The following is a 24,280-nucleotide window of genomic DNA, read 5'->3' as shown; positions in this document are numbered from 1 at the left end:
TGTTTTCCTTCAGTTCGATAGGAGGGTTGCGATCCTGCGCGGCCGCGTCATGTTTTCCGGCCGCAGAATGTCGTCGAGTTCGGCCGGGCTGAGCAGCCCTTCCTCCAGCACGAGGTCGGCAACGCCACGATCCGTGGCCTGCGCCTTTTGCGCGATGCGGGTCGCGTTCTGGTAGCCGATGACCGGGTTCAGCGCGGTTACAAGGCCGATGCTGTGGGTGACCAATTTCCGGCAATGGTCCTCATTGGCGGTGATGCCCTTGATGCAGCGCTCGGTCAGTGCTGTCATGGCATGGGTCATGATGCGAATGGACTGGAGAATGTTGAGAGCGATCACCGGCTCGAAAGCATTGAGCTGCAGCTGCCCCGCCTCTGCCGCAAACGTTACCGTCAGATCGTTGCCGATGACCTGATAGGCCACCTGATTGACCACCTCCGGAATCACCGGATTGACCTTGCCAGGCATGATGGAAGAACCCGGCTGCACCGGCGGCAGATTGATTTCCCCCAATCCCGCACGTGGGCCGCTGGAGAGAAGGCGCAGATCGTTGCAGATCTTGGATACCTTCACGGCGATGCGCTTCAGAACGCCCGAAAAGGTGACGAAGGCGCCGGTATCCGAGGTGGCTTCGATGAGGTCTGTTGCCAGCACCAGAGATTCACCGCTGATCTCAGAGAGTTCGGCAACCACGAGTGGCGCATAATCTGGATCCGTATTGATGCCAGTGCCGATAGCGGTCGCTCCTAAGTTGATCTCGCGCAACAGCCGCACCAGTTCGTGGGTGCGTTCGATGTCCTTGCTCATGGTGGTGGCGAAGGCCCAGAACTCCTGGCCGAGCGTCATGGGAACAGCATCCTGCAGCTGGGTTCGTCCCATTTTGATGATATGCGCGAACTCCACTCCCTTAGCGCGTAGGGCCGCGCAAAGATTCTCCATGGCCTGGGTGAGGTCGCTGTAACTCAGAAGGAGACCTAGCCGGACGGCGGTCGGATAGACGTCGTTGGTGGATTGCGACAGGTTGACGTGGTTGTTGGGATGCAGGTGCTCATACTGCCCCTTTTCGTATCCCATCAGCTCCAGGGCGCGGTTGGCGATCACCTCATTGGCGTTCATGTTGGTAGAGGTGCCGGCACCACCCTGGATCATGTCAACGACGAACTGGTCATGCCATTGTCCGGCGATCACCTCGTTGCAGGCCGCCGAGATCGCAGCTTCCAATCTTTCCGGGAGAAGGCCGAGCTTGCCGTTGGCGCGAGCGGCTGCCTTCTTCACCATCGCTAACGCACGCACGAAGTTGGGAAAATGGGAGAGGGGAATGCCGGTGATCTGGAAATTGTCCAGAGCGCGGGCCGTCTGCACGCCGTAATAGACGCCGGCAGGAACCGCCAGATCTCCCAGCAGGTCGTGCTCGACGCGCGTGGAGCGATTATCAGCTGGGAGAAGCATAGGGCTGGTTGGCATCACTGTACCTCTGAGGCCTTTCGTCATTCAGCCGGTGGTGTGGCTGGCCAGGGCATAAATGACGTGTGCCCCCGCCGCCTCAGGGACCCATGGACGCCCAAACGACATTTGCGTCAAGGTGTCGTAGACCGGCAGGCCGCATAGGACGACAAAGCGGGCAAAATCGCCCTCCATCTGCCCCGTGTCGATGCGTAGGAAGGTTCCGGCATGTTCCGTCACCAGCGGAAGAACCACCGCGATTGCGTCCTCGTCCGTCGCCGCGATGACCGGTCCGACTACGGATCCGCGTCCGAAGGGGCGGCATAGGGCGACGGCCTCCAAGTTTCCTTCGCGGCAGAGCACAATGCCGCGCGACCGCGCCACCAGCGACGCAAGGAGGTTTGCCCGGTCAGCGCCCCTGGCGCGCCTGTCCAGCTCGCAGAGAGCGGCAAAGTCGGAAGGGCGGAGGTCTCTCACCTCGGCCTTAGCGGGCGGCACCACGTCTGGGGGCATCGTTGCCTCCCCCTGGCATTGGTAGACGGTCCTTTCGTCCACAAAACCGAGCGAGAGACACAGGCGGTGCGCCGCCTCCGTAGCATGAAGGCCAAGAGAGCGTCCTTGGGTGCGCGCCAGCGCGTGGCGCATCAGCCAAAGTCCGCCGCCGTTAGCCTGCAGACGAGGCGGAGTGATAACCATGCCGACCGTAGCGAAATCATCGCCGAACGGGAACCACATAGCCGAACCGTACACCCGGCCGATAGAGTCCAGCGCCACAACCCCTTGTCCCACCTCGCGCAGGAGCTGCCAGTCCTCGGCCCGATGAGGCCAGCCGACGCTCAGGGACAGCGCATGGAGGGCGTCGGGCTCTACATCCATGATGTCCCCAAGTCGCACGGTGAAGGCATCAAGGAGAAACGTATCGTCCAGCATGATCGCACCTATTGCTCGCAGGCCAGCCTCGTCTTAGCGGCCAGCGTGTTCTATGACATCCCTTAGTGCTACCGCGAAGGTATCAAGGTCGGTTTTCAGCATGTAGATGTGCGGCGAGACGCGGAGGCCCTCGACATGCTCAACCCTGCGGTATTTAACGTGAACCAGATGTTTCTCTCGCAGCTCTCGTTCAAGGGCTTTGGAATCCACGTAATCGATGGAGAACAGGCTCACGGCGCCGAGGTCATCAGTGTCCAACGGTGTATGCAGCCGGAAGCCGGGGATATCGCGAGCGAGGCCCACCCAATAGCGGGTGAGCTCCTGCAAGCGTGCATGGATGTTGCGCACGCCAATCTCGCTGTGAAACCGGATCGCCGGCGCGATTCCCGCCTGTAGCGCAGAATTATAGGTGCCGAGATTCCAGTGATCGAACTTGTCGATCCCGGACGACGGCTGCTCGAAGGGTGCGAGCAGCGGCCATGTGCGCTCGGTTTGAGATTCCTTGACGATCAGCATGCCGTTGCCGACCGGCGCGCCCAGCCACTTGTGGAGGCTTGTCACAAAGAAATCGCAACCGAGCTCACGAAAGCTGACAGGCATCTGCGCGAAGGTTTGGGCGCCGTCGACGACCGTGATGATTTCATGCGCTCGAGCCAAAGCGCACAGCTGCTTGATCGGCAAAACCCGGCCGTTCCAGTGGAACATGTGGGTTAGCTGCATGACGCGAGTGCGCGGCGTAATCGCCGCTTCGAAGGCGGCGATGACATCGTCGTCGCTGGCCATCCAATCGAAGCGGCAGGTCACCGCCTCGATGCCTTCCCGCTGCTGCCGCTGGAGCCAACCCGCACGCATGCTGGGATAATCCCACGGCGACAACAGCACTTGGTCGCCAGACGTGAGTGGTATCCCGAAGATGGCCGTGGACAATCCCTCCGAAGAATTGCGGTTCAGCGCGATTTCATGCGGCGCACAATCGATCAATCCAGCGAGCTGCTTCTTGATGTCGGGGAGCGCCGCGTCCAGCTTGCTCCACATGTTGACGTCGGGATTCTGGCTGGTCAACAGATAGGCATCGATGACCGCCTGCTGGACCACGAGCGGTGGCGGGCTGACGGCTGCATTGTTCAGATTCAACAATGGCTGCTGCTGCGGATAGGCTGCGCGGATCCGATGCCACGCCACTTCTCCAGTATGGGCGCCGGCAATCGGAGCCAGAGGCATCCCTTGCCCGGTGCCCGGTGGCTCGATGGCGGGTAAAATCATGCTCTGCTCCATCGCAGCCGGAAATCAGATCGATCCGACCTCCACCTTCGAGCCGTCGAGCAGGCGCGAGAGGCGGAAGGGAGTGGGATCAACACAAGGTGTATCGTTGGCGACCAGGTCGGCAGCCAGTTGTCCGATCCCCGGTCCGATGCCGAAGCCGTGGCCGGAACACCCCGCCGCCAGGAAAAAGCCCCGGATCTCCTCTATAGAGGAGATGACCGGCACTGCGTCGGGGGTGGAGTCCACATAGCCGCCCCAGCTCTCTGCAACCTCGATGCCGGCCAAGGCAGGGAAGAGCTTTTTGACACGCTGCAGGGTTGCGGTGATTGCCTGGGATTTGGGCGAGGGGTCGAGAACGCGGATGTGCTCGAAGGGGGACGGTTCGTCCAGGCTCCATCTGCCCAGCGCTTCCGGTCCTTCGAAGAACGACTTGCCAAGGCCGATCTCCACGGCCTTCAGGCGCTTGACGAACATGGGCATGAAGGAGCGCGCGTGGCGAATGCCTTGCGGGGTGATCTCCAGCACCGCCTTTCCGCTGATGGCCAGCGTATAGCTGCCATCGATGCGGCGCGTGAGCACGCAGTCCGGCGTATAGATCGCCTCCCCCACGTTCGGAGCCGGGCGGGTGCGCAGGGTACTCTGGCGCACGCTCGCCTGAGGAAAGGAAATCTTGTGACGACGGCAGAAGGCGGACGCCCAGGCGCCAGCGGCGCACAGGACCGCGTTGGCCCGGATAAACCCCTTCTCCGTGACGACGCCGGTCACCGCGCCATGGGTGATGTCAAGGCCGCGTGCGGCGCAGTTCTGGTGGATCGTGGCACCATGGGCGCGCGCGCCTTCGGCGATCGTCGGTGCGGCCAGTCCCGGTTCGGCCTTGCCGTCCTCCCACGAGTGAACGCCCCCCAACCAGCGCCGCTCGGTACCAGGCATTGCGGCAGCCGCCTCGGCAGCGCTTATCATTTTCGTATTGACGCCGAACTGGCGCGCCGTCTCACGCCACTTTTCCCATTCACCAAGCTGCTTGGGATTATCGGTCGCGTAGACGAGGCCGCACCGGCGGAACCCAAGATCTCGACCGATCTCGGCCGTGAGTTCGTCCCAGAGCCGCAGGGCGATGCCGGAGAGCGGCAGTTCTCGCGCATCGCGGTTCTGCTGCCGGCACCAACCCCAATTCCGGCTCGACTGTTCGCAGCCAATGTACCCTTTTTCCAAAAGGGCCACCGAGTGGCCGCGCCGGGCGAGGAAATGCGCGGCGGTCGCGCCGACGATGCCGCCGCCAATGATGACAACATCGGCGGCTGCGGGAAGTTTCTCGTCGCTCGGAATGCGCAGAATTGAGGGTGACACGGAGTAAGACCTAAGATGATGGCAGTTCGCTGGATGTCAGTATTCAACATCTCCGCCACAGAATGCGCCCGAGCAGGCACTCAAATTCGGAATTTTACGCTGAAGAATGGGCACCTTTCGGCAGTTACTGCAGGCAGGGCGACCTTAGCATGTGCCTGTTTTCTCGCCCCGGGTGTCCCATGAGCGCCGAGTTCCAGGGATGGGTGGTCTGATTCAGGGCGGCTCGTTCTGGCGACCGCGCGGAAAACACCGACGACTCCCGCCTTCGAGCTGACGGGATCCATGCAAACGATGCCTGCGCAAAAGCAGGGGAGCGTTGGACAACGCCCCTCCTCGTGCGTCCATCACCCGGCAACGCCGTCATAGGTAATGAAGCCCATCATACCCGCCGCCATGTGATAGAGATGATGGCAGTGGAACGCGAAGGTTCCGGCGTTGTCGGCATCGTATGCGACCGTCACTGAGTTGTCCGGCGGAACCAGGACCGTGTCCCTGACTGCTCCCGTCAGCTGGACCCCTTCGATGACAATGACCTGGAAGCGGTGCCCATGAAGATGCATCGGGTGGGCCTTCATGCTCGTGTTGCGCATGGTGATCGCCACCCGCTCGCCCTTGCGGACCTGCACGGGCTTCTTGAGGCCAGTCTAGCTCCAGGCATAGCCGTTCATGGTCCCCTGCAGCTCGGTGGTGATCATGCGGTCGGCCGTACGGATGCTCAAAGGCGTCGCAGCCCGCAGCTGCCGTTCGAGGCCGAGATCCAGGACAGGCCCGTACAAGGTGAAATGACCGCAGCCAGCGCTGGCCGCAAGTACCAGCACGGTTACGTACATGCGAGGCCGAAGACGGTGTGCTCGAGGATTATTTTCGGACGGGTCCGCGCGGCTTGGGTGTCCTGGCCCCGCGGTTCCATAGCCCATGCCCGGCATCAGGATGAAGTACGGAGCGACGAGAAAAGCCAGCGCCAGGATCTTGGGGAAGGAGGGTAGGCTGTCGCAGCTTTTCGACGCTCTAAAGCCCTACGAGAAGCGGCCCATATACGATGCTGCTCCCCCTTGGAACTCTCGGGTTCGCGATGTCAAGAGTGATCATGTTCGTCGTGGTCAGCTCACGATATCCTTGAATTTGTAATAGGCTCCTACGATGGGCAGAAACCAAGGCCGGCCGAAGTGCCCTGGAATGGCAGGCCACGGCATATGGCCGAATGGACTTTTCTCGGGATGTCCATCCATCACATCAACCATAAGCGAGCCAAGATGGATTGACATTTGTGCACCATGTCCGCTGTATCCCATGGCAAAGTAGAGACCGTCTCGCTCGCCAGTATGGTCTTGCTTCGAAAAAATGGAGAGCTTCTGATGAAGCAGGAGGATCTCCATGCCGAAGACCCGTTTTAAGAGAGAGTTTCAGGATGAGGCCGTCCGCCTCGTTTTGACGAGTGGGCGCTCGCAACGCGCGATCGCCGACGATCTTGGGGTGAACCGTTCGACGCTCGCGCGCTGGATGGCGGAGCACCAGGATATGCGGCCTTCGTCGGCCCCGCCGCCCAATGAGGATGTCATGGACGAGCTCAAGCGCCTCCGTCGCGAGAACGAGGTGCTGCGGCAAGAGCGCGACATCCTCAAGAAGGCCACCGCTTTTTTCGTCAAGGAGGGAAGTCGATGAGGTTCACGTTCATCGATGCGGCGAAAGCGGAATTCCCCATCCAGCGCCTGTGCCAGGTTCTTGAGGTGAGCCAGAGCGGCTACTTTGCCTGGCGAAGTCGTCCGGCCTGCCAGCGTCAGCGCGACGATCTGGTGCTGCTCGCCCATGTCCGGTCCGCCTTTCGAGAATCGAATGGCACCTATGGCAGCCCACGGATGACGCGCGAACTCCAGGATCAGGGCCTGCCGATCGGGCGCCGTCGGACGGCCCGACTGATGCGCGAGAATGGGCTCAAGGCCCGGCAGAAACGTCGCTTCAAGCGCACCACCGACAGCCACCACGCCTTTCCTATTGCTCCCAACCTGCTCGAGCAGGACTTCTCGGCCGAGCGCCCGAACCAGAAGTGGGCCGCGGATATCTCGTACGTGTGGACGAGCGAGGGCTGGCTCTACCTGGCCGTGGTCCTGGATCTCTTCGCGCGCCGGGTGGTTGGCTGGGCGGTGAGCGACCGGCTGCACAAGGAACTGGCGCTCGAGGCGCTGCGCAAGGCTCTGGCGATCCGAAGACCCGGTGAGGGGCTGACCCATCACGCGGACCGCGGCAGTCAATATTGTTCGATCGAGTATCAGGCCGAGTTGCGGAAGCACGGCATCCGGATCTCAATGTCCGGGACAGGCAATTGTTTCGACAATGCCGTGGTCGAGACTTTCTTCAAGACCTTGAAGTCCGAGCTGGTCTGGCGCACCGTCTTCCAGACGAGAGCCGAGGCCAGGAAGGCGATCGGTCGTTACATCGATGGCTTCTACAATCCCGTCCGGCGTCATTCGACACTGGACTATGTCAGTCCGGCTCAGTTCGAAAGGCTGGCCGGATAGCTACCAAACCGCTCTCCACTAAACCGAAGCAAATCCAGTATGAGGAAAGCGGTCCGCCGTCATGTCGATCAGGCCACCCCAGCAGTAATCGATACTGATACCAGTGAGCTGGGGAAAGACGTCCAGCATGGAACGTTGAAGGATTACACCGCTCTTAGCGTCCGATCGAGGGCTGGATAATGCGAACCGGGCTCGACCACCGTAGATGAGGCGATTGTCCGGGGAAAGGCGGAAGAAGTTGACGAGGTTGCGCGAGGTGGTGACGGTGCGGTTGCCAGGCATGATTCTCGCCGCAATAGCAGGAGCGAGGGGCTCGGTCGCAATCACGAAAGCGCCGATTGGCACAAATCTCCGTCGGAAATAGCCAAACGGCCCCTCTGTGTTGCCGCCGGTTGCGACAAGGACCTGTGAGGCTGTCAAATGACCACGCGGCGTCGTGATCCGGAAACCGGAACCGGCCTGCTTTTCGAGTTTTGTCACACAGGCATTCTCGAATATGCGTGCGCCCGAGCGCGCTGCTGCAGAGGCGAGACCGCGGCTAAACTTTCCCATATGCATCATGGCACTACGGCGCTGCAGCATGCCACCGAAGAAGCGGTCTGTGCCAACCTCATTCCGTATATCGTCTTTGAAAAGTAGTTGGGTGTCCGGGTCAACTTCGCGGGAGATCATCTCATAGTTCTTAGCAATGCTCGCGAAGTGAGCAGGTTTAGCTGCAAGCTTCACCTTACCGGCCCTGCGGAAGTCGCAGTCTATCTTTTCCTCGCGCACAATGCGCTCAACAGTGTCCACCGCAGCATCAAAGGCTTGGTAAAGCTCTCGTGCACGATCAACACCGTGCTTCGCAGCCACCGCGACGAATGAATGGGCCATGCCGTTGTTGACATGGCCGCCATTGCGACCCGACGCCTTTGATCCAATGGCCTCGGCCTCTAACACAACGACGGAAGCTCCTTTGCGCACGGCGGCCAGCGCTGCTGACAATCCGGTAAAGCCGCCGCCAATAATCGCTACATCGGCCGTGCCTTCCAGGGGACCCTGCTCACCATCTGTGAAGGGCGGCGCCGTATCGAGCCAGTAGGGTTCCAATTTCATGCGATCTGTCTTTCCAGAGAGACTTCCGCCTATCGAATCGGTTCTTGAAGCACGGCCAGAGGAGGCAACCCCTCGCTGTCCCTAATCTCAGCACACTCGCAGTATGGTGTCGGTGACTTCTGGCCACGATTGATGACAACCTTGTTGTTGATGCCGATATCGTGTGCCGGCATCAGGTCGCAGCGTAAGCATGAGGAGACGTGCAGCATATCCTCAGATTTGGTCCCAAGTGGTCGCGCACATAGTCGAATGCCTTCCGACAGGGTTTGTAGGATTGAGCCTGCTCGGCCGTGTTCTGCATTGAAGGGAGCCTGAAGCCTCTCGATATTACGCAGGATAAGCTCGTTCATTGCGTTCAAGAGGAGCACGAGCGGGATCCTACTGCCTACGCGGCTCAAAGGCTCGGCCACGTCAGAGTGCGGACCCCAATTGGGAATAGCATCGCAGAAGCACATTGTGTCCTTTGACTGACACTCGACATTCCAGCGTTTGCAGACCAGTGCCAGGGCATTGCACACGACGTCACGATAAGGCTTCCGGTTTCCAAGGACCTCTTCGAACCAAAAAGCCGCGAAGCTGCGAATGAAGCCGTTCATCGGCTCTGGTCTGAATTCGCTGACATAGCTGATGTATTTGGGTCGGAATTGCGGCATGCCGACTCTTACCCATTGTCTAGCGTTTAATCGCCGGCACAATGTTCATTAGGCAATCGAGTTGAATGGCGCGTAAGCTAAATCGACACCAATGCACCTCGTTTGTCGAGGAGATGACGAGCGATGTAGAGGTCCTGCAACGACAGCCCTGAGCTGTCGAAGATCGTAATCTCATCCTTTGAACCTCGGCCCGGGTGGCGGCCTGACAGTACCTCACCGAGTGGGGTGATAACGGCATCGGAGGCTGCATGCTGAAATTCGCCGATGCTGCGCGCCTGATCGGCAAGATCACAGAACAAGGTCGCACGCCGAAACAACTCGGGCGGTAGTTCCTGCTTGCCACGCGCATCAGATCCCATGCTGGCGATATGCGTCCCTGATCGAACCCAGTCAGCGGCAAACAGGGGTGCCCGTGCCGGTGTCGCGGTCACGATGATGTCGGCGGCTTCACAGGCATGCTGGGCTCCTGTGACCTCGGCCTCCAAGCCCAGCTGGCGCAGCGCGGACGCCATCGCCTCGGCCCGGTGGGTGTTGCAAGCGACAATCAGCACTTGGCGGAGCGGTCGCACCCGCGCCAAGGCCATGCATTCGTACTGCGCCTGATGACCGGATCCGAAGAGCGCTAGTGTCGCGGCATCCCGGCGTGCCAACGCGTCAGCCGCCACCGCGTCTGCAGCAGCGGTGCGGTAGGCGTTGACGAGACCCGCTTCGATGGCAACACCGATCCGCCCGCCGCCGCCATCGCCTTTCCGCCAGTGGGTATCGCGTTGCCCGCGGTCGCGCCGTCAATTCCTGGCCGATGCGACCGGTGCTTTCCCCTCGTGGTTTGATTTGAACTGGCTTGGGGGATGCGCAGCGACAGCTTCAGCTACTCGACGGCAACGTGACAGTAGCAGAGCACGCGGGCGTCAGCTTGGAAAACCTGCCTTGATTAACCCCTCCCGAAGATGCTCTCGGTCTTCGGCTCGTTCCAGGAGAACGTCACGCGTCAGGAAGGTCGAGATCGAGTAGTCGGGACGGACCTGAAGCACAGTGTCCACAAGGGCCTTCGCCTTCCCCTCCTCGCCGAGCTGCGCGTAGCAGGCCGCAAGCCTTGTGTGCGACCAGGGCCCTGGGTTTGGCAGCCGCCGGAAGGTTTCCGCCGCGTCTGCGTAGCGCCTGAGGGAGTAGAGCGTGGTGCCAAGGCCCGAGTTGTACCACGTTGGGTGGAACGGATTGAGACACCGGGATCGCTCCATCCACGCGAGCGCGTCCTCCGGCTTGCCCCGGAGGGTCAGCACATAGCCCATCTGCTGCATCGCGTCCGCATCGTTTGGATTGAGCTGGAGCGCCCGGTCCAGGTGGCGTTGCGCAGTTGCGAGGTCGCGGCGGTAGACGCAGACGAGACCGAGCATCCGGTGGCACCGGCTCTCCTGTGGGTCGCGGTCGATCGCCTGGGCTGCCATGGCAAAGGCCGCGTCCAACGTGGCCCGAGAGGCGGCGGCGTACCCGTCGACCGCACATCGCACGAACGCGAGGTACGACTGCGCCAGCGCGAACTGCGGATCAAGGCCGACGGCCCGCTCCAACATGGCGGCGGCCTGTTGATTACTATCGTCCTCGTAGCCTCGGAAGTGCGCCAGACCTCGGAGGAAGAAGTCATAGGCAGCCATGCTCTCCGTCGGCTTACGTAAAGCAAGCTGGAGCCTTGCGTCCTCGATCCGCCCGAATAGGGTTGAAGCGATGGTCTGGGCGACTTCGTCCTGAACTGCGAACACATCGTCGACGTGTCGGTCGTAGCGTTCAGCCCAGAGCTGGACGCCCGTTCCCGCTTCGACGAGTTGGGCTGTGACGCGAAGACGATCACCCGCGCGGCGCACGCTGCCCTGAACGAGGAAGGACACGCCAAGCCGACGGCCGACTTCGGCGAGATCGAGGGATTGGTCTCGGACAGCAAAGGACGAGTTGCGGGCGACGACGAACAGCGACCGGAAGCGGGCGAGACCGGTGATGATCTCGTCGGTGATGCCATCACTGAAGTGGCTCTCGGCACCGTCACCGCTCAGGTTCCCGAACGGGAGCACCGCAACAGTTGGCCTCTCCGAGACCATTGTCGGCGGGCTCCTCGGCTTATCAGATGCGAGCTGTCCGATCAGACGCACCGAGAACACCCGTATACCGCCGTCGATGTTCTTGACGTCCTGCTGGCCCAAATCGGTGCACGTGAGTAACAACGGCCGCGCGGCGTACCGGTGGGCCTCTTCAGATAAGCAGAGGCCACCAGGTTCGGCGAGAGCCTGAAGGCGAGCGGCGACGTTAACCCCGTCCCCGAACAGGTCGCCGCCCTTCGCCACGACATCCCCGACATGAACACCGATACGGAACTGCAGGCGCTGCTCACCCGGTCGGGTGGCGGCGTTCGCGTCTGCTATCGCACGTTGGACTGTCAGAGCGCATCGTACGGCGTCAACCACGCTCGGGAACTCGGCGAGGATGCTGTCTCCGGCCGTGTTGGCTATCCGGCCCCGATGGTCGGCGATACTGCCGTCGATGATCCCGCGGTCAGCCTGAAGAGCTCTCAGGGTGCCCTGCTCGTCGGCCCGCATCAGCCGCGAGTAACCTGCCACGTCGGCTGCGAAAATCGCCACGAGGCGGCGCTCGTCAGAGCCCATGGTCTGTGCGCTGTCCACGGGGCTCAGTATGGGTATTTCCGGCGACACAGTCCACAGCCCACTCAGAGCTTGCATCTTGCAAAACCCGCTCACGCTCCCTTGGCAGAAGCAAAAAGCCCTCAGGGGTTCCCAAGGGCCTCGGATAGCTGTCTTGCACGCCGCCTTTGGGTGGCCCAGTGCTTTAGGTGCCTAGGTCGCTGGTACTGCCTGGCTTCCAGTTCCGCAGCTACGAGACCGCCGCGGGCCGCTATGGCTTTCCTGCGGATCGCCCCCAAGGCGTGAGGATGACGAACACGCTCCCGAGGTACAGGGAGATCGCTCCCTCATTCTTCCAATGGTCCCAGCGGTGGTCCTTGGAGATGGCTGCCAAGTCGGGGCTCTCCGCGCCTGACGCGCTACGCTGGGAGTTGGACGACCCCAGGAGTGTCACTCGCGACTGGATTGGGTAGTTGCCCCGCTCATACCGGTCCTCTCGGAAAATCGCGCCAGTAATCCTTCGTCTCCTGCTCGCGTTTGGGATCAGGCCAGGCTTGGTCATCACCATAGAAGCTTGGAGCACCCTGGACCTGCGCTTTCGTGATGTCCGTGCGATAGCCCTCAAGCTCTTTGTCGTATGCAAGCTTTTCCCACGGGATCGTGTGATGATGGACGCCGATGCCTAGAAAGCCCCCGAACGTCACATCGACGTAGACGACACGGCCACTCGCCTTCTCGATCAACAGCCGCTTGATGGTGCCAATCGGGTTGTTCTCGCGGTCGAACACCGCTGTGCCCTCAACACGATCACTCTCGATGATCGGGTGGGATGAAGCGAGCCGATTGGTTGGACCCCAGAGAAAAAAACCATTCTCAAGTATGCCTGCCGCAACGACTGCTCTGCTGACGTTGAGGTTCCATTCCTCATCCGGGCCGACTTGGCGCACGAGGGTCCACGGTCCTTCCTCGGTGGGTAGCATGTCGCCTCTGTGGTCATCGGTGAAGCCGCGCAGGTCAGGGAAGCTCGTAGCCTGGAAGATGTAATACGTTCTCATGAGCGCCTCCCGTTCGAAGGGGTGGGTGGTCCCTTTTCCATTGGCTCACGACACTTCTGGAAAAGCAACGTCGAGGCAGGCTTGGATACGGCGCCGGGGTTCTGTTGCATCAACTGCGGGAGTTACAATCAGTAGTCCCTTTCCGGGCGCGACCACTACTACGTCCTGTGGTGTGACGGGTTTCGCAACAGAGCCATGGAAACTGCGGATCAGTTCCGGAGGCGATAAGAAGGCGGGGATGTCGTCATGAGGTCGCATTCGTATTCGAGGGCGGCCCGCACGGCATGCCAGCGATGCTCCAACCTGGCGCGTTCCGCCGCCGCTTTCCGGTACGCCGCTAGTGCGATCTCCTCACGCCGGAAGAGATGCTTGATCGGTCCGAACGATTGCCGGCGGAACGCCTCATCGAGCACGCCTTCCAATGCCTCGCGGACGGTCATCAACCTGTTCCTGGCAATCTTGCAGTCGCGGCGCACCCTCTTGAGGGCTTCGGATGTCTGGTCGAGCTCGCCGAGAGAGACGAGGTCGGGCCGACGGGCAGGCGGGATCAGGACCCCATGGCACTCTCCCGTTGCGGCGCTCCCACGCCGTCCGGCCGATCACAGGTGACCGACGCGTCAAGCAGCCTAGCAGGCCGTGGGCGGATCGGGCATCGGGGCTTTCCCCGAAGTCGGCGCAGGGAATACCTGATCGGGCCGGCTTCCATCGCCCCTGTCTTCATCCCCGGGTCCGCACAACGACGTCATCACCTCGCCCAGCCCCGTCTTCAGGCCATCCGCCAAGTCGTTCTCCTCGCACTCCACACGTCTGGGCGTCCGGAATCGCCGCAGGGAAACCCTGAGTGGTCCTAAGGTGTCAGGAATGACCGGATCGGTTACCCTATGTGAGCTCCTGCCCTCCAGTCTCGGAGAAGGCCATGACCGTTGTCGCGCTGCCGATTTCCGGACCCAGCCGACGTTGGCCGATGTTCGGCCTCCGCTGGCGCGTCGCCCTGACCTCGTCTGTGGTGGGTCTCGCCGCCTTCGTCGCCAGTGCGGCCTTCCTTAACGAGGAGGCCCTCGAGGACCGGGATGCGCTGAGGCAACGCGCCCAGGCCGCCGCCCTCGCGAGCGCCACATCCTTCGAACGCGAGGTGGCTGCGGCAGGCTTCCTCCTCATGGGGCTGTCCAAGGCACCTTCGCTCGTGTCCGGCGAGTATCGGGCATTCTACGACCAGCTCGCCGCCACGCCGAGACCGGAGGGAACATGGTTCACGCTGTGGAACCCCGACGGCCAGATACTCAACACCTTGCGGCCGTTCGGAAGTCCGCTCCCGAGGCGCACGGACTACAGGCAGTTCGATGATGCCTGGGCCAGGGTCCGCGACAGGGGCATCAGCGTGTCCAGCCGTGCTTTCTCTCCGGTGGCCAACACACCCATCATTGCAGTGGCCACTCGGATCGACGGTTCCGACGGGCGCATGAAGGGGGTCCTTTCGGTCAACCTCCCCGAGGCCAGGATCGCCGCGTCCCTCCGGGACAAGTCTCTTCCGGATGGTTGGGTGACGACGGTGTTCGACCGCAACCGGATGCCTGCGGCCTCCAGTGGCGATGCCCGGCCATCCTCCGTTGGCATGCCGACGGCGCTCCAGGAGCGGCTGCGCTCCCCCGAAGCGCCAGCGGACGGGACAGTTTACGATCCCGCCTCGGGAACCTTCTTCGCCTATCGCGCCTCCCGGACCACCGACTTCGTGACCGCGACGATCGTCCCCGCCGCCCTGATCGAGGCTCCCGTCACGGAGGCGCGCTCGCGGATCGCCTGGGCCGGCCTCGCCCTGCTGCTCGCTGGAGGCGCTGTCGGTCTGGCGGTCGCTCGCCAGGTCGGACCCATCGAGACCTCTGCAACAGAGTCCGCACGCAAGCTGCGTTTGGCGGAAGCCCGCTACGCCAGCCTGTGGCACGATACGTCCGAAAGCCTTTTTATCGTAACGGTCGCTCCCGACGGGCGCTTCGTGTTCGAGGGGCTGAACCCGGCGCACGAACAGGCCACAGGGCTCTCCCTCGTGGCCATCGCCGGCAAGGAGCCATGGGAGTGCCTGCCGCCCGAAACCGCCGCGGCCGTGACGGCCCGTTACCGGACATGCCTCGAGACCGGACAGCCATGGATCTACGACGAGGTCCTCGACCTTCCCAGCGGCCGTCGGTACTGGCAGACGAGCCTGGCTCCCGTCCGCGATCCGGAGACCGGACGGATCGTTACCCTGGTCGGGACGGCGCGCGACGTGACCGCCGACAGGGAGGCCCGCGAACAGGTCGAGCGCAGCCAGAGACTGCTCCAGGCCACCGTGGACGCGCTCGCCGCTCATGTCGCCATCCTCGACGGGACTGGGGTCATCATCGCGGTCAACCGGGCCTGGCGATTGTTCGGCCAGGCCAATGGCTACGCCGATGCGGACCACGGGATCGGGATCGACTACCGTGAGTCCAGCCGTTTCGCCGCCTTGGGTGGGGCGCGGGCTGCGGCCGTGGCCAGGGGCCTTACGTCCCTGCTCGACGGCGATCGTCACGAGTTTCGGTCGAGCTATCGCGGCGGCGACCGCTTCTTCCAGATGACGGCCGCCCGGTTCACGCACGACGGCGGAACCTACGTCGTCGTTGCGCACGAGGATGTCACCGAACTCATGGCGGCGCGCCAGGATGCACGGGACACCGCCCGCCGCCTGCTGTCGCTCCAGGAGGAGGAACGCCAGCGCATCGCGGCCGACCTGCACGACACCACCGCCCAGCACCTGGCCGCGGCCGGGCTCGCCCTGATGCAGGTCAGCGCGGTCGCGGGGGATCCCGGCGCCGTGGCAAAGGCCCTGGATCCGGTCTGGACCTCCCTGGACGAGGCGCAGCGGGAAATCCGCACCCTGTCCTTCCTGCTCTATCCGCCCGGTCTTCGCACGCATGGCCTTGCGGCCTCGCTGCGCCAGCTCGTCGGCGGTTTCGCGGACCGGACCGGGATCGCGGGGGAGGTCGCTGTCAGCGATGAGGTCGACGAGGTTCCCTTCGAGGTAAAGCGGTCGATCCTCCGGGTCACACAGGAGGCGCTGATCAACGTGCACCGCCATGCCGAGGCGAGCCGGGTCGCTGTCAATCTCGAGATCGCGGAAGGCGCGCTGCGCCTGTCGGTGATCGATGACGGCAGGGGCTTTAACCCAGCGATGCCGGACGGAAGCGGCGACGCGCCGCGTCTGGGCGTCGGGATTCCGGGCATGGAGGCCCGGATCCGGCAGTTCGACGGTGCCCTGGAGATTGTGGGCGGACCAGCCGGAACGACCATCAACGCCGTCATCCCGTTGGTCGATGGGTGGAGCCACCTATCTCTCGAGCCTACGGAAGGCACGCTCAATGACCTCCGTTGATTGCAGGAATGTGGCGATGCTCATCCCGCGACGCCTCTCGCGCTCGAGATCGTTGGCCTCGCTGAGCGCGATGATGATCAGGCTCTCGTCATGCCCGGTCATCATCTTGGGGCCATCGTTCGCGGTTCGGCCAGGAATTCGAAGACGAGACCGTGCTCCGGATCCTCCGCCCGCGTTTTCAGCGGCAATCGAAGCTGGAGCAGGGTATAGAACAGCCGATACTTCGCTTGCTCCATCACTCTCCAGGCAGCAAGGTTGGCCGGGTCCGACGCGTTGGGGATGACGCCATTGTGCCGACAGGCAGTGCAATAGGCCTCGCCCGCAGTAGCCGGGACGAGCCAGTTGCTGCTGTCGAACTCGGCATTGGCGCAGAAGCGGTGGGCACTCCCGGGCTGGGCCAAGGCACGCCAAGTCGTGTCGCTGTCGGGCTCCAGGACCGAGACGGTAACGGTATCGGGCAGGTAGCCGAGGCGGTGGCCGCAGCGCTCGCAAGCATGGTTCTCGAAATGGAGGAGCTGACCGCAAGCCTGACACTTGAAGAGCTTCATCGTGGCATTCCTTGTGCTGACGGTCACAGGAGTGGAGCAATCCTTCGAATTGTTGCGCTCCTTGAAGCGCTTGCCGCAAACATCATGGGATCGAGATGGACATCGGCAGACGAAAGGCCCGATCTGCATGATCCGACCTCGAGAGATTGAGCAAGCCCTTCGGCTGCGGCGGAGACCTACGCCGCTTTCGTGTTGACACGCGCTTCGGCAAGGCGTGACAACAGGGCATCGTTTTCCTTCTCCTCCTGAAGGGTCTGGTCGAGCAGGGTCACCGCTTCGGTCAAACCAAGCTCCTGGGCCCAGGTCTTGAGCGTGCCATAGCGGGTGATCTCGTAATGCTCGACGGCGTGGGCCGCGGACAGGATGCCGGCATCGAGGGCGGGACTGTCGGCGAAATCCTCCATGATTCTCGGTGCCCTCGTCGATGATCCCCTTGATCGCCTCGCAGGCTACGCCACGCGCGGGTTTCCCGAGGAGCTCGAAAATCTGCTCGAGCCGCTCGATCTGCCCTTGCGTCTGCTCATGGTGGGTCTGGAAGGCGACCTTGAGTTCGTCCGACTCTGCGCCCTTGGCCATCTTCGGCAGAGCCTTCAGGATCTGGTTCTCGGCGTAGTAGATGTCCTTCGAGGCTCTGTTGCATTAACTGCGCGACGCACAATCCATAGCGTACTTGCCTGGCCAAACGGCTACTGCATCATGTGGTTTGAAAGGTTAGTGCAACAGAGCCCAGGTGCGGTGGGAATCCACCTCACTCGGATGTCAGGCAAACTTCGCCGCGAACGCTGTTAAGGTCCAATATATTGTTTTTCATCTTGCGATTGGGAGAGCATATCAATGATTAGAGTGGCGTTGTGGCAGGGGCTTGGCAATCGGATTCAGGAATTTAATCCAAAGGCCAGATTGCCGAACCTGACCCCGTTGATCCGACGGGGTCAGTGAAAAGCAGTACCCGGAGCAGAAGGACGAGTTCATGATGGCCAGCTACGCCGCCTGTCGCTGCATGAGTGAAACCGCTACCAGTCGTGATCATCCGCTGCCCGGCAGCGCCTTCATGCTTGTAGCGCTCGCTTTCTTCTCCTGCTCGGATGCAGCGTCGAAGCCCTCCGCCATAAGTTGCGTCAAAACAGGAGCGGCAACCATACCAAGATCGGGAGCGTCGGGGGGATATCTCGGCATTGATGTCGATGATGCGCTTACAGCTTGAGAGCCTTGGCCGGGAACTTATGCTAGTCTTGACCGAGGGAAACTGGCGTTATGAGCGAAAGGCGAAAAATCGCTGCGATCCTAGTCGCTGATGTAGTCGGTTATAGCCGTCTCGCGGGCGCGGATGAGGATCGCACCTTAGCGCGGTTGCGGACGCTGCGCAGCGATCTGATCGATCCGATCATCGCCGTGCACAATGGTCGTGTGGTCAAGCGCACCGGAGATGGAACCCTCATCGAGTTCCGCAGTGTCGTCGATGCCGTGCGCTGCGCTATCGAAGTCCAGACCGGCATGGTCGAGCGTAACGCCGGGTTGCCGCCCGAGCGCCGCATCGAGTTCCGCGTCGGGATCCATCTGGGCGACGTCGTCGAGGAGAGCGACGGTGATCTCATGGGCGACGGCGTCAATATCGCCGCGCGATTGGAGGGAATTGCCAAGCCAGGCACGATCTATCTTTCCGAGGACGCCTATCGCCAAGTAAAGGCGAGACTTGATCTCACAGTCAGCGATCTCGGCCAGACCCAACTAAAAAATATTGCCGAGCCGATCCGGGTTTATTCGCTTCAGGTCGGAGATGCCGCACCAACAAAGCCGGCAATTCCCGGAGGCACCAACGCGCCTGAAGAACCCTCGCCATCGCCCGTTCCTGAAAAGCCCTCCATTGCCGTGCTTGCGTTCAACAACATGAGCGGCGATGCCGAACAGGAGTATTTCTCCGACGGCATAAGCGAGGACATCATCACGGACCTCTCGAGGCTTTCTGAGTTGCACGTGATCGCCCGCAACTCGTCCTTCGTCTACAAGACGGCAGCGGTCCCGGTGCCGGAGATGGCGAAGGCGCTTGGCGTTCGCTATGTGCTTGAGGGCAGCGTACGCAAGGTGGGCAACCGAGTGCGGGTCACAGCCCAATTAATTGATGCGAGCACCGGCGGACATGTCTGGGCCAACCGGTTTGATCGCGATCTCACCGACATTTTCACAGTTCAGGACGAACTCACGCGGGAGATCGTGGCTGCGCTCAGGCTGACGCTCGTGGTTGGCGACCGAGATCGATTAGCCCAGGGCCGCGCGGTTAATGTCGATGCCTATGAATTCTTCCTGCGGGGTCGCGAGCAGGCATCAGCGCACACCCGAACCGGAAATGACGCGGCACGCAGCTTGGCAGCCGCTGCCATCGCTATCGATCCGGGATATGCGGCAGCCCACGCACTCATCGCTTTCACCCACGTGCTCGACTATGTCAACGCCTGGAGCGCCGATCCGGAGCATTCGCTGCGGACTGGGCTCGAGCTTGCGCAGCAGGCGGTGGGGATGGCGGAGGAACAGCCGAACGGTCACTTCGCACTCAGCATGGCTTGCATGTGGAGCCGGGACCTGGACCGAGCGCGAACAGAGGCGCAACGAGGCCTCGCGCTTTCGCCCAACTCAGTCGAACTCCTCATGGTGATGGCCCATGTCCAGATATTCTCCGGCGATTCAGCAGAAGCCCTCAGGACACTGGATGTTTCGATGCGGTTGGACCCGCACTATCCGGAAGTCCTGCTCCAGTTTCTCGCCGATGCGCACTTTTCTCTCGGCGAGTATAGGAAGGCGGTTGCTGCGATCGAGCAGCGCCTCGTACGCAATTCTCAATCAGAGACCGCTTATGCTCTGCTGGCATCGTGCTATGGCCACCTTGGTCGATCCGCAGAGAGTCGACAAGCGTGGGAGCACGCGCTCCAGCTAAACCCCAACTTCTCGATCGAGCGCCGCCGCCGCGTCCTTCCATTTCGGAATCCCGAGGACTTTGAGCGCCGCGTTGAAGGACTCCGCAAGGCGGGGCTGACAGTCTGAGGGTCCCGGCGACCGACGCCGTAAAGAGGCCGCATAGCCTTGCTCCGAAGACCTCTGCCCATGCATGTTCCTCGGCAGGTTTGCTTTCGCCCTGCCCGGCGGATATTCGAATCTACTCGCACGGTGGGCTATCGACATGTCTAAAGCTGAAACACTAAGGCCTGAGCCTGATCCGCTTTCTCGGCCGGCTCATCCAGGATGCCAACGGCAAGGTGTTCCTGATCTGGAACGACCTGCCAATCCATCGGCCCAGGCCGTGCCGGGCTGGTTGGCCAAACGCGAGGAGCAGATCAAGGTCTTCTCCTTGCCCTCCTACAGTCCCGAGTTGAGCCCGGGCGAGGGGCTGAACGCCGACCTGAAGCAAGCCGTGACCCGCAAGTCACCCGCCAGAAGCAAGCACGAACTCAAGCGCACCGTTATCAGCTACATGCGCCGGCTCGCCAAGCTGCCTGAACGAATCCGAAGCTACTTCGGTCGTCAGACCTTCCGCTATGCCGCGTAGTTCAACATCTCCCAAGTCGGATCAATAAGTCTGGCTGCGTTTGCCACTAAGGACCGCAAATTTGTCTCACGTCATCAAACTGTGATCTGAAATTGAGACTTTCCCCGAAAGCATTCAAAAGCGATGCTCGCAGACTGGGTTAGGGGCTCACGGAAAGGAGAACTCCAAATGCGGAGAAGTTCTCAGCCTGATAGCCGCGCCTGGCAACATAGCAGGGAAGACGCAACCATCGGCCTGAGAGAGATTGAGGCGACAGCGCGGACCATCCTGCGAAACCGCATTGAGCGTTCACCCTGGTATTCCAACCTGTCAGAGGAAGATCGCTCCGAACGCATTGCCCATGACGTGGAATGCTATTGGTCCACAGTGATCAATGAGGCCGCTCGACGTCTTGAGAGCCAACGCGCACAGCAGACCAAGCGCAGCGGGTCCTAGCTGATCCTCGTCGTGCTCGTCTCGTCGTCAGTTGTCTGGGTGCGCTATCATCGGAAGCACAAATAGGGAATGAGCACATGAGCCAAGCTCTGACTGGCTTTTGGCTCCTCCCGGCTTGGGCAGCCGAGATCGATGCACGAAGCTGGGCGCAGTTGATCCTGAAGTTCATCCTGTCACACCCGGCTGTGACCTGTGCCATTCCGGCAACCACCCGGGTGGAGCATGTGCGCCAGAACATGGCGGCGGCCACCGGACGGTTGCCCGATGCCGCGATGCGGGCCCGCATGATCGCTTATGTCGAGGACCTCTGATGGGGGACTGGTGGTCCTACATGCCATCCGATTTCCTGCTGTTTTCGGCCCGTACCTATTATCGTCTGTTCGAGCTCTACAACCGGGCGATCTGGCCGGCGCAGATCCTGGCACTGCTGCTCGGGCTCGTCGTCCTGTGGTGGCTGCAGCGCGGCAATCCCCGCCAGGGAGTGGTGACAGTGATCCTTGCGGCCGGCTGGCTTTGGACGGCCTGGGCTTACCATCTGGAGCATTACAACACGATCAACTGGGCGGCACGCTACTTCGCGATCGGCTTTGTCATCGAGGCAGTGCTGCTGATCTGGACAGGCGTCATTCGCAACCGGCTCTCGTTTCATCCCTATAGGGATTGGATCGGCCGGACTGGAATAGGGCTGGTTCTGTTCGCGCTTGTGGTGCAGCCGTTGATCGGCCCGCTTGTTGGTCGCGATTGGAAGCAGGCCGAGATCTTCGGTGTCGCGCCTGATCCGACCGTCCTTGCTACACTCGGCATCCTCCTGACCGTGGACAAGCGGCCGCCGTGGGGGCTCATGATCATTCCGCTGATCTGGTGCCTCATTAGCGGAGCAACCCTCTGGACCATGGGCTCGCCGGATGCCTGGGTCATGCCCGTGGCCGCCCTGGGTGCTCTTGGGTTGGCCGTCTATCGGGTGTTGTCTGTGCGAGGGCAAGGCGGGATCAGGGAACCAGAAGGGAGTTGATGTCGACTTCTAAGACTGAGCGCCCGTGTTGCGAGTGGGGCTCGTGCCCATGATCTGGGCAGATCTTGCGAGGCTGCGGATCCGTGTGCCTTCAGAAGCCGTAGCGAACGATCGCGGGAGGGCACACGCTCACGAACGATGCGCCGCCTGCCTCCGGAATTCCACTGGACGCAGACGGGCCTCGACGCTCGGGCTTTGCAACAATCCGTGCTATCTTGCCCAGACAATGAGAACCGTGCCAGGGAGGACAGCGATGGCACGCCGGCGGGAGCTCTGTTCAATCTTTGCTGCGATCGGCATCCTCGGGTCTGTGGTCGCCACTCCGGGCTCGGTGAGCGCCCAAACCATCGTTGCAATCGATGCCGATGACATTGGCGGCGTGGTCATGGGGCCCAACGGACCGGAAGCTGGGGTCTGGGTGATTGCCGAGACAAGCAATCTGCCGACCAGGTTCGCCAGAACGGTGGTCACCGACGATCAGGGTCGCTATGTCCTGCCCGATCTTCCCAAAGCCACCTATCAGGTCTGGGTGCGCGGTTATGGCCTCGTCGACTCACCCAAGATGACGGGCGAGCCTGGCAGGCTGCTCGACCTCCAGGCAGTGCCGGCACCCAGTGACAAGGAGGCGGCGCAATACTACCCGGCCATCTACTGGTATTCCATGCTGCAGATCCCGGAGGCGGCCCAGTTCGGCGGTAAGGGTGACATCCCCGAGAACATCACCCGGATCGACTGGCTCAAGCAGGTCAAGAACATCGGCTGTATCGGCTGTCACCAACTCGGCCAGCACTCGACCCGCACCATCCCGAAGCAATTGGGCGAGTTCAGCTCATCCGAGGAAGCCTGGATCCGCCGCGTGTCCTCGGGCCAGTCGGGCGAGAGCATGGTCAACCAGCTCGCCGGCCGCTTCGGCGGGGTGCCGTTCAAGTACTACGCCGACTGGACGGACCGCATTGCACGGGGCGAGCTGCCGCATGCCAAGCCGAAGCGGCCGGAGGGTGTCGAGCGCAACATCGTGGTGACCACCTGGGAGTGGCTCACCGAGAAGAAGTACCTGCACGATCTGATCGCCTCGGACCGGCGCCATCCAACCGTGAATGCCTATGGCCCGCTGTTTGGCTCGGCGGAATACTCCACCGACATAATCCCGATCCTCGATCCAAGGACGCACACCGTCACCGAGTTCGTGGCGCCGGTGCGTGATCCGGCCACGCCGGAGGCGCTCGGGCCCGGCCATGCTGCCAGCGACAAGGTGCTGGCGCCTTCGCCTTACTGGGGTGAGGAAAAGATCTGGGACACCAAGGCCAACAACCACAACGGCATGTTTGATCGCCAGGGTCGGGTGTGGTTTGCGGCAGCCGTGCGCGGACCCAACAACCCAGACTTCTGCAAGCGGGGCTCCGACCATCCCTCGGCCAAACTGTTTCCGCTGGAGCGGACGAGCCGTTCCATCACACGGCTCGATCCCAAGACGATGCAGTACACCTTCATCGATACCTGCTTTGGCACCCATCACCTGCAGTTCGGTTATGACGCGAACGACACCTTGTGGACCAGCGGCGGCGGTCCGGTGATCGGCTGGGTTAACACCAGGGTCTTCGACGAGACCGGCGACGCGGCCAAGGCTCAAGGCTGGACGGCGTTGGTTCTCGACACGAATGGCAACGGCCAACGGGACGAGCATGTCGAGCCGGACCAGCCGCTCAACCCGACGAAGGATAAGCGTATTACTGGAGGCTTCTATGCAGTGAGCCCAAGCCCGCTGGATGGCTCCATCTGGGGCTCGGTGGGAGTGTTCAGCGGGACACCGGCAGTGGTCCGCCTCAATCCCGGGCCCAATCCCCCTCAGACCGCGCTGGCAGAAATCTACCACGTACCGCGGCCCGGCTTCGGCATCCGGGGCGCCGACATCGACCGGCAAGGGGTGGTGTGGGCTTCACTTTCGAGCGGTCACCTGGCGAGCTTCGACCGCCGCAAGTGCAAAGGCCCGCTTAACGGACCACAGGCGACCGGCGATCACTGCCCTGAGGGCTGGTCGTTCCATCAGTACCCTGGTCCGGGCTTCCAGGGCATCGGCGAGAACAGTGCCGAGTCGAGCTACTACACCTGGGTTGACCAGCACAACACGTTCGGGCTGGGTGAGGATGTGCCGATATCCACCGCCAACCTGATGGACGGCCTGGTCGCGCTCAAGGACGGCCGAATGATCTCGTTGCGGGTGCCTTATCCGCTGGGCTTCTACGCCAAGGGCTTTGACGGGCGCATCGATGACCCGAAGGCCGGCTGGAAGGGTCGCGGCCTGTGGACCACCAGCGGCGACCGGACGCCCTGGCTGCGGGAGGGCGGCAAGGGCAGCAAGCCGATCGCTGTCCACTTCCAGCTCCGTCCGGATCCTTTGGCTAAGTAAGCGTCATGCGCCACCTCCTTTGAGAGCAC

General features: G+C 62.0%; 18 protein-coding genes and 4 pseudogenes. 8 read left to right on the top strand and 14 right to left on the bottom strand.

The features are described 5' to 3' along the window. Positions 1–9: 9 nt before the first annotated feature. From aspA to BB934_RS38310, 7 genes and pseudogenes are all read right to left on the bottom strand, one after another. Positions 10–1,446: an aspartate ammonia-lyase gene (gene aspA / locus BB934_RS38335; protein WP_099514952.1), complete on the bottom strand. Its 1,437-nt coding sequence runs from the start codon at positions 1,444–1,446 to the stop codon at positions 10–12. Between the two features lie 42 nt (positions 1,447–1,488). Then, positions 1,489–2,370, bottom strand: coding sequence for a GNAT family N-acetyltransferase (locus tag BB934_RS38330; RefSeq protein WP_099514951.1), 882 nt, complete (start codon positions 2,368–2,370; stop codon positions 1,489–1,491). A gap of 33 nt (positions 2,371–2,403) precedes the next feature. Beyond that, positions 2,404–3,633, bottom strand: coding sequence for an aminotransferase class V-fold PLP-dependent enzyme (locus BB934_RS38325; protein ID WP_237050714.1), 1,230 nt, complete (start codon positions 3,631–3,633; stop codon positions 2,404–2,406). A 24-nt stretch (positions 3,634–3,657) separates the two neighbouring features. Then, complete coding sequence (locus BB934_RS38320; RefSeq protein WP_099514950.1) at positions 3,658–4,980, bottom strand: NAD(P)/FAD-dependent oxidoreductase; 1,323 nt, start codon at positions 4,978–4,980, stop codon at positions 3,658–3,660. A 344-nt stretch (positions 4,981–5,324) separates the two neighbouring features. Next, positions 5,325–5,606 (bottom strand): multicopper oxidase domain-containing protein, encoded by a 282-nt coding sequence (locus BB934_RS38315; RefSeq protein ID WP_335645680.1) that lies wholly within the window; start codon positions 5,604–5,606, stop codon positions 5,325–5,327. A gap of 18 nt (positions 5,607–5,624) precedes the next feature. Further along, positions 5,625–5,798: a hypothetical protein gene (locus tag BB934_RS50735; RefSeq protein WP_335645679.1), complete on the bottom strand. Its 174-nt coding sequence runs from the start codon at positions 5,796–5,798 to the stop codon at positions 5,625–5,627. 282 nt (positions 5,799–6,080) lie between these two features. Then, a pseudogene (locus BB934_RS38310) lies at positions 6,081–6,299 on the bottom strand (FAD-dependent oxidoreductase); the annotation flags it as partial. 55 nt (positions 6,300–6,354) lie between these two features. On the opposite strand from BB934_RS38310, the gene BB934_RS38305 reads away from it, so the two are divergent. Then, positions 6,355–7,496, top strand: a protein-coding gene (locus BB934_RS38305; protein ID WP_418294720.1) for an IS3 family transposase whose coding sequence is annotated in 2 segments (ribosomal slippage) — positions 6,355–6,613 and positions 6,613–7,496 — 1,143 coding nt in all. Because the reading frame shifts where the segments join, the coding sequence is not laid out codon by codon here. A gap of 18 nt (positions 7,497–7,514) precedes the next feature. Here the strand turns inward: BB934_RS38305 and BB934_RS38300 are convergent. The 5 genes and pseudogenes from BB934_RS38300 to BB934_RS38275 all read right to left on the bottom strand — a co-directional run bounded on the left by BB934_RS38300 (position 7,515) and on the right by BB934_RS38275 (position 13,366). After that, entirely contained in the window at positions 7,515–8,591 is a 1,077-nt protein-coding gene (locus BB934_RS38300) for an NAD(P)/FAD-dependent oxidoreductase (protein ID WP_099514948.1), read from the bottom strand. Between the two features lie 730 nt (positions 8,592–9,321). Continuing rightward, a pseudogene (locus BB934_RS38290) lies at positions 9,322–9,987 on the bottom strand (ornithine cyclodeaminase family protein); the annotation flags it as partial. Between the two features lie 165 nt (positions 9,988–10,152). Beyond that, a complete protein-coding gene (locus tag BB934_RS38285; protein ID WP_237050713.1) occupies positions 10,153–11,913 on the bottom strand; it encodes an adenylate/guanylate cyclase domain-containing protein in 1,761 nt (586 codons plus the stop codon). A 440-nt stretch (positions 11,914–12,353) separates the two neighbouring features. After that, positions 12,354–12,926 carry a PRC-barrel domain-containing protein gene (locus BB934_RS38280; protein ID WP_099514946.1) on the bottom strand — a complete coding sequence of 191 codons (573 nt, stop codon included), beginning with the start codon at positions 12,924–12,926 and terminating at the stop codon, positions 12,354–12,356. A 209-nt stretch (positions 12,927–13,135) separates the two neighbouring features. Next, a complete protein-coding gene (locus tag BB934_RS38275; RefSeq protein ID WP_099514945.1) occupies positions 13,136–13,366 on the bottom strand; it encodes a hypothetical protein in 231 nt (76 codons plus the stop codon). A gap of 476 nt (positions 13,367–13,842) precedes the next feature. Here BB934_RS38275 and BB934_RS38270 point away from each other — a divergent pair, with 476 nt between their 5' ends. After that, on the top strand, positions 13,843–16,311 hold the full coding sequence (locus BB934_RS38270; protein WP_099514944.1) for a PAS domain-containing protein: 2,469 nt from the start codon (positions 13,843–13,845) through the stop codon (positions 16,309–16,311). A gap of 101 nt (positions 16,312–16,412) precedes the next feature. Here BB934_RS38270 and BB934_RS38265 read toward each other — a convergent pair whose 3' ends face one another. Next, a complete protein-coding gene (locus BB934_RS38265) occupies positions 16,413–16,859 on the bottom strand; it encodes a putative zinc-binding metallopeptidase (protein WP_237050712.1) in 447 nt (148 codons plus the stop codon). A gap of 176 nt (positions 16,860–17,035) precedes the next feature. After that, positions 17,036–17,477: pseudogene (locus BB934_RS38260) on the bottom strand (YciE/YciF ferroxidase family protein). Between the two features lie 352 nt (positions 17,478–17,829). Between BB934_RS38260 and BB934_RS47955 the strand changes: the two are divergent. The 6 genes and pseudogenes from BB934_RS47955 (at position 17,830) to BB934_RS38235 (ending at position 24,251) form a co-directional block, all read left to right on the top strand. Beyond that, positions 17,830–18,063 carry a hypothetical protein gene (locus BB934_RS47955; protein WP_157934587.1) on the top strand — a complete coding sequence of 78 codons (234 nt, stop codon included), beginning with the start codon at positions 17,830–17,832 and terminating at the stop codon, positions 18,061–18,063. A 50-nt stretch (positions 18,064–18,113) separates the two neighbouring features. After that, positions 18,114–19,895: an adenylate/guanylate cyclase domain-containing protein gene (locus BB934_RS38255; protein WP_099514943.1), complete on the top strand. Its 1,782-nt coding sequence runs from the start codon at positions 18,114–18,116 to the stop codon at positions 19,893–19,895. 64 nt (positions 19,896–19,959) lie between these two features. Next, complete coding sequence (locus BB934_RS47950) at positions 19,960–20,397, top strand: transposase (protein ID WP_157934586.1); 438 nt, start codon at positions 19,960–19,962, stop codon at positions 20,395–20,397. 542 nt (positions 20,398–20,939) lie between these two features. Then, positions 20,940–21,143, top strand: a pseudogene (locus BB934_RS38245) (aldo/keto reductase); the annotation flags it as partial. 20 nt (positions 21,144–21,163) lie between these two features. Then, on the top strand, positions 21,164–21,844 hold the full coding sequence (locus BB934_RS38240) for a DUF6064 family protein (protein ID WP_157934584.1): 681 nt from the start codon (positions 21,164–21,166) through the stop codon (positions 21,842–21,844). Positions 21,845–22,097: 253 nt separating this feature from the next. Beyond that, positions 22,098–24,251 (top strand): carboxypeptidase-like regulatory domain-containing protein, encoded by a 2,154-nt coding sequence (locus BB934_RS38235; RefSeq protein ID WP_099514940.1) that lies wholly within the window; start codon positions 22,098–22,100, stop codon positions 24,249–24,251. Positions 24,252–24,280: the final 29 nt, after the last annotated feature.

It is taken from the genome of Microvirga ossetica (assembly GCF_002741015.1).
GTDB lineage: Bacteria > Pseudomonadota > Alphaproteobacteria > Rhizobiales > Beijerinckiaceae > Microvirga > Microvirga ossetica.
Note: the sequence above shows the minus strand (reverse complement) of the source record. Positions and strands in the feature narration are given on the sequence as shown.

What these genes read in the sequence shown, in the direction of transcription:
- aspA (WP_099514952.1), bottom strand. Translation starts at nt 1,446, where the DNA reads ATGCTTCTCCCAGCTGATAATCGCTCCACGCGCGTCGAGCACGACCTG.
- BB934_RS38330 (WP_099514951.1), bottom strand. Translation starts at nt 2,370, where the DNA reads ATGCTGGACGATACGTTTCTCCTTGATGCCTTCACCGTGCGACTTGGG.
- BB934_RS38325 (WP_237050714.1), bottom strand. Translation starts at nt 3,633, where the DNA reads ATGATTTTACCCGCCATCGAGCCACCGGGCACCGGGCAAGGGATGCCT.
- BB934_RS38300 (WP_099514948.1), bottom strand. Translation starts at nt 8,591, where the DNA reads ATGAAATTGGAACCCTACTGGCTCGATACGGCGCCGCCCTTCACAGAT.
- BB934_RS38280 (WP_099514946.1), bottom strand. Translation starts at nt 12,926, where the DNA reads ATGAGAACGTATTACATCTTCCAGGCTACGAGCTTCCCTGACCTGCGC.
- BB934_RS38275 (WP_099514945.1), bottom strand. Translation starts at nt 13,366, where the DNA reads ATGACCGTCCGCGAGGCATTGGAAGGCGTGCTCGATGAGGCGTTCCGC.
- BB934_RS38270 (WP_099514944.1), top strand. Translation starts at nt 13,843, where the DNA reads ATGACCGTTGTCGCGCTGCCGATTTCCGGACCCAGCCGACGTTGGCCG.
- BB934_RS38265 (WP_237050712.1), bottom strand. Translation starts at nt 16,859, where the DNA reads ATGAAGCTCTTCAAGTGTCAGGCTTGCGGTCAGCTCCTCCATTTCGAG.
- BB934_RS47955 (WP_157934587.1), top strand. Translation starts at nt 17,830, where the DNA reads ATGATGGCCAGCTACGCCGCCTGTCGCTGCATGAGTGAAACCGCTACC.
- BB934_RS38255 (WP_099514943.1), top strand. Translation starts at nt 18,114, where the DNA reads ATGAGCGAAAGGCGAAAAATCGCTGCGATCCTAGTCGCTGATGTAGTC.
- BB934_RS47950 (WP_157934586.1), top strand. Translation starts at nt 19,960, where the DNA reads ATGTTCCTCGGCAGGTTTGCTTTCGCCCTGCCCGGCGGATATTCGAAT.
- BB934_RS38240 (WP_157934584.1), top strand. Translation starts at nt 21,164, where the DNA reads ATGCCATCCGATTTCCTGCTGTTTTCGGCCCGTACCTATTATCGTCTG.
- BB934_RS38235 (WP_099514940.1), top strand. Translation starts at nt 22,098, where the DNA reads ATGGCACGCCGGCGGGAGCTCTGTTCAATCTTTGCTGCGATCGGCATC.